The sequence below is a fragment of the uncultured Oscillibacter sp. genome (assembly GCF_910579365.1).
GTDB lineage: Bacteria > Bacillota > Clostridia > Oscillospirales > Oscillospiraceae > Oscillibacter.
Window position 1 is genome coordinate 1 of sequence record NZ_CAJTUX010000104.1, and the last position, 4,170, is coordinate 4,170.

Here is a 4,170-nt window from a genome sequence, read left to right on the forward strand (position 1 = left end):
AGCCGCCCTGGGGACGGGGACCTCCGGCGCGGTTGAAGCCGCCGCCCTGGCCCGGACGTCCGCCGCCCTGACGGTCGCGGTTAAAGCCGCCGCCCTGGCGGTCCCGGTTGAAGCCGCCCCGGCGGTCGCCGTCGCGGCGGGGACGGCGCTCGCGCCGCTCCTGATAGGGCTTGGAGGTGTCCATGGTGCGGGGCGTGGTGCGCAGCGTCTGGCTCAGCACCTCGCCCTTGTAGATCCACACCTTCACACCGATGCGGCCAAAGGTGGTGGCGGCCTCCGCGAAGCCGTACTCAATGTCGGCGCGGATGGTCTGCAGGGGGATGGTCCCCTCGTGATAATGCTCCACGCCCGCGATCTCGCGGCCGCCCAGGCGGCCGGAGCAGCAGGTCTTGATGCCCTTGGCGCCGGCGCGCATGGCGCGGGCCATGGCGTTCTTCATGGCGCGGCGGTGGCTGATGCGCTTTTCCAGCTGCTGGGCGATGTTCTCCGCCACCAGCTGGGCGTTCATGTCGGGGTTGCGGACCTCGACAATGTTCAGCCGCACCTTCTTGCCCACCAGCTTCTCCACGGCCAGACGGTACTGCTCGATCTGCTCGCCGCCCTTGCCGATGACCATGCCGGGCCGGGCGCAGTGCAAAAAGACCGTCACCACGTCGCCGCTGCGCTCGATTTCGATCTTGGGCACGCCCGCGCCGTACAGGGTCTTCTTGAGGTATTTACGGATCTTCTGGTCCTCCACAATCAGGTCGCCGACCTTCTCGTCACTGGCATACCAGCGGGAATCCCAGTCTTTGATGACGCCCACGCGCAGGCCGTGGGGATTGACTTTCTGTCCCATAAAACGGTTCTCCTCCCTCTTTTATGCCTTTTCCGCCACGGTCAGCGTGACGTGAGAAGTGCGCTTGTTGATACGGTAGGCGCGGCCCTGGGCCCGGGGCATCATCCGCTTGAGGATGGGGCCGGGGGTGGCGTACACCTCGGACACCACCAGCTTGGCGGGGTCCATGCCGAAGTTGTTCTCGGCGTTGGCAACGGCGCTCTTCAGCAGCTTCTGCAAAGGCTCGGAGGCGGCCTTGGGGGTCTGCATCAGGATGGCCATGGCGCTGCCGGCGTCCTTGCCGCGGATCAGGTCGCAGACGATCTGGACCTTCCGGGGGGCGATGCGGACGTAGCGCAGATAGGCCTTCGCAACTTTATTTTCCATGTTCTGCATCCTCCTTCAACTCAGTCCTTCCGGTGTCCGCGGAAGGTCCGGGTGGGGGCGAACTCGCCCAGCTTGTGGCCCACCATGTCCTCCTGGACGTAGACGGGCACGTGCTTCCTGCCATCGTGCACGGCGATGGTATGGCCCACGAAGGAGGGGAAGATGGTGGAGCTGCGGCTCCAGGTCTTCAGGACCTTCTTCTCGTTCTTCGCGTTCATTTCCTCGACCCGCTTCAGAAGCTCCGGGGCGACATACGGGCCTTTTTTAATGGATCTGCTCATATTTCATCTGCCTCCCTTACTTCTCGTTGCGGCGCTTGACGATGAACTTGCTGGTGGGGTTCTTCTTCTTCCGGGTCTTGTAGCCCAGAGCCGGCTTGCCCCAGGGGGTCACGGGGCCAGGGCGGCCGACGGGGGCGCGGCCCTCGCCGCCGCCGTGGGGGTGGTCGCAGGGGTTCATGACGGAGCCCCGGACCGTCGGACGCCAGCCCATGTGGCGCTTGCGCCCGGCCTTGCCGATGTTGATGTTGGCGTGGTCAATGTTGCCCACCTGGCCGATGGTGGCCATGCAGTTGGTCCGGACGATGCGGACCTCGCCGGAGGGCATGCGGATCTGGGCGTCGCCGCCCTCCTTGGCCATGAGCTGGGCCGCAGTGCCGGCGGAGCGCACCAGCTGCGCGCCGTTGCCGGGGTGGAGCTCGATGTTGTGGATCATGGTGCCCACGGGGATGTTGGCCAGGGGGAGGGCGTTGCCCTCCTTGATGTCGGCCTTCTCGCCGGACTCCACCTTGTCGCCGGCCTTCAGGCCCACGGGGGCCAGAATGTAGCGGCGCTCGCCGTCCTCATACTCGAGAAGCGCGATGTTGGCGGAGCGGTTGGGGTCGTACTCCAGGCGCAGGACGGTGGCGAACATGTCGTGCTTGTCGCGCTTGAAGTCGATGACGCGGTACTTGCGCTTGTTGCCGCCGCCGCGGTGGCGGACGGTGATGCGGCCATAGCTGTTGCGGCCGGCGCTCTTTTTCAGGGTCTCAGTGAGCTTGGGCTCAGGCTTGGCCTTTTTGTCAATGCCGTCGAATCCGGAGACCGTCATCTGACGCCGGGAGGGAGTCGTCGGCTTAAAAGTTTTAATAGACATTCTGCTTTACACTCCTTCCGTAGAATCAGACCATGCCTTCGAAGAACTCGATGGTCTTGGAATCGGGGGTCAGCTGGACATAGGCCTTTTTCCACGTCTTCGTCATGCCGGGACGGCCCGCGCCCATGCGTTTTTCCTTGCCGGGCACCGTCAGCGTGTTGACGGCGGCGACCTTCACGCCGAAGATCTCCTCCACGGCCTTCTTGATTTCAATCTTGCCGGCGTCCTTGGCCACCTCGAAGACGTACTTCTTGTCGGCGGCTCCGGCCATGGCCCGCTCGGTGATGACGGGCCGGATGATGATGTCGTATGCGGTAGCCATTACGCGTACACCTCCTCGATTTTAGCGAGGGCGGCCTGATCCACCACCAGATACTTGGCGTTGACGATGTCATAGACATTCAGCTGCGCCGCGGGGGTGGTCAGCACGCCGGGAAGGTTCCGGGCGCTCTTGACGATGGTCTCGTCCACGGCGGGGGTCACCACCACGGCCTTGCCGTCGACCTTGACAGCGCTGAGGAACTTGCGGAACGCGGCGGTCTTGATCTCGCTCTGCCGGATGGCGTCGATCACCACCAGCTGGCCCTCGGCGGCCTTGGCGGAGAGAACGGACTTCAGGGCCAGGCGCCGGACCTTCTTGTTCAGCACATAGCGGTAGCTCCGGGGCTTCGGCGCGAAGACGATGCCGCCGTGGGTCCACTGGGGGGCCCGGGTGCTGCCCTGGCGGGCGTGGCCGGTGCCCTTCTGGCGCCAGGGCTTCCGGCCGCCGCCGGAGACCTCGGCCCGGGTCAGGGCGCTCTGGGTGCCCTGACGGCAGTTGGCCAGGTGGTTCTTCACGACCTCGTGAACCACGGCCTCGTTGGGCTCAATGCCAAAGATGGCGTCGTTGAGCTCCACAGTGCCGACTTCTGCGCCGGCCATGTTCAAAACTTTCACAGTAGACATTTACTCAGCACCCCTTTCTTACTTGCTTCTGGCGGAGGCCTTCTGCGGGTTGCGGCCGGAAGCCTTCTGCGGGTTCTTGCTGATGTCCGCGCCGGCCTGCTTGACCTTGTGGACCTTCACGGTGGACTTAATGGTCACGAGTCCGCCCTTGGGGCCGGGCACCGCGCCGCAGACCACCAGCATGTTCAGCTCGGGGTCGACCTTGACCACGGAGAGGTTCTGCACCGTCACCTGGTCCACGCCCATGTGGCCCGCGCCGTCGCGGCCCTTCATGATGCGGCCCGGGGTGGTGCCGGCGCCCAGAGAGCCCTGGTGCCGGTGGACGGGGCCGCCGCCGTGGGTGTTGCGCTTCACGGCCGCGCCGTGGCGCTTCACCACGCCCTGGAAGCCGTGGCCCTTGCTGGTGCCGGTGACGTCGACGAAGTCCCCGGCGGCGAAGGTGTCGGCCTTGACAATATCGCCCACGTTCAGTCCGGCGGCGTTCTCCAGGTTGAACTCCTTCAGGTGCTTCTTGGGAGCTACGCCCGCCTTGTTCAGGTGGCCCAGCTCCGGCTTGGAGAGCTTGCGCTCCGCCACATCCTCGAAGCCCAGCTGCACGGCCTCATAGCCGTCCTTTTCAGCCGTCTTCTTCTGCACGACCACGCAGGGGCCCGCCTCGATGACCGTGACGGGAATCACGTGGCCGTTCTCGTCAAAAATCTGGGACATGCCCACTTTTTTGCCGATGATCGCTTTCATGTAGGTTCCTCCTTGTATAAAGGTTATTGGTTGACCGGCCCGCGGCCATTGGGAACCGCTCCAGCCAACTTGACCCGCCCGCGTCGTCGGAAGAAATTCCGCTCTGCTCCGTCCCCGCCTGGCGGCGAGGACTGCGCCCGCTCCATTCC

7 protein-coding genes are annotated in these 4,170 nt (G+C 64.9%); all 7 read right to left on the minus strand.

Annotation, left to right across the window (positions count from 1 at the left end; genetic code table 11):
• A partial coding sequence (gene rpsC, locus QZ329_RS14465) for a 30S ribosomal protein S3 (protein ID WP_295753707.1) occupies nucleotides 1-838 on the minus strand: 838 nt, incomplete at its 3' end.
• Between the two features lie 21 nt (nucleotides 839-859).
• On the minus strand, nucleotides 860-1,204 hold the full coding sequence (rplV, locus tag QZ329_RS14470) for a 50S ribosomal protein L22 (RefSeq protein ID WP_295753708.1): 345 nt from the start codon (nucleotides 1,202-1,204) through the stop codon (nucleotides 860-862).
• A gap of 20 nt (nucleotides 1,205-1,224) precedes the next feature.
• Complete coding sequence (gene rpsS, locus QZ329_RS14475; protein ID WP_204790194.1) at nucleotides 1,225-1,485, minus strand: 30S ribosomal protein S19; 261 nt, start codon at nucleotides 1,483-1,485, stop codon at nucleotides 1,225-1,227.
• A gap of 16 nt (nucleotides 1,486-1,501) precedes the next feature.
• Nucleotides 1,502-2,338 (minus strand): 50S ribosomal protein L2, encoded by an 837-nt coding sequence (gene rplB / locus QZ329_RS14480; RefSeq protein WP_295753709.1) that lies wholly within the window; start codon nucleotides 2,336-2,338, stop codon nucleotides 1,502-1,504.
• A gap of 25 nt (nucleotides 2,339-2,363) precedes the next feature.
• Nucleotides 2,364-2,660: a 50S ribosomal protein L23 gene (gene rplW / locus QZ329_RS14485; RefSeq protein WP_295753710.1), complete on the minus strand. Its 297-nt coding sequence runs from the start codon at nucleotides 2,658-2,660 to the stop codon at nucleotides 2,364-2,366.
• A complete protein-coding gene (rplD, locus tag QZ329_RS14490; protein ID WP_295753711.1) occupies nucleotides 2,660-3,283 on the minus strand; it encodes a 50S ribosomal protein L4 in 624 nt (207 codons plus the stop codon). The genes rplW and rplD overlap by 1 nt, the downstream gene beginning before the upstream one ends.
• A gap of 18 nt (nucleotides 3,284-3,301) precedes the next feature.
• Nucleotides 3,302-4,021: a 50S ribosomal protein L3 gene (rplC, locus tag QZ329_RS14495; RefSeq protein WP_295753712.1), complete on the minus strand. Its 720-nt coding sequence runs from the start codon at nucleotides 4,019-4,021 to the stop codon at nucleotides 3,302-3,304.
• Nucleotides 4,022-4,170 lie beyond the last annotated feature (149 nt).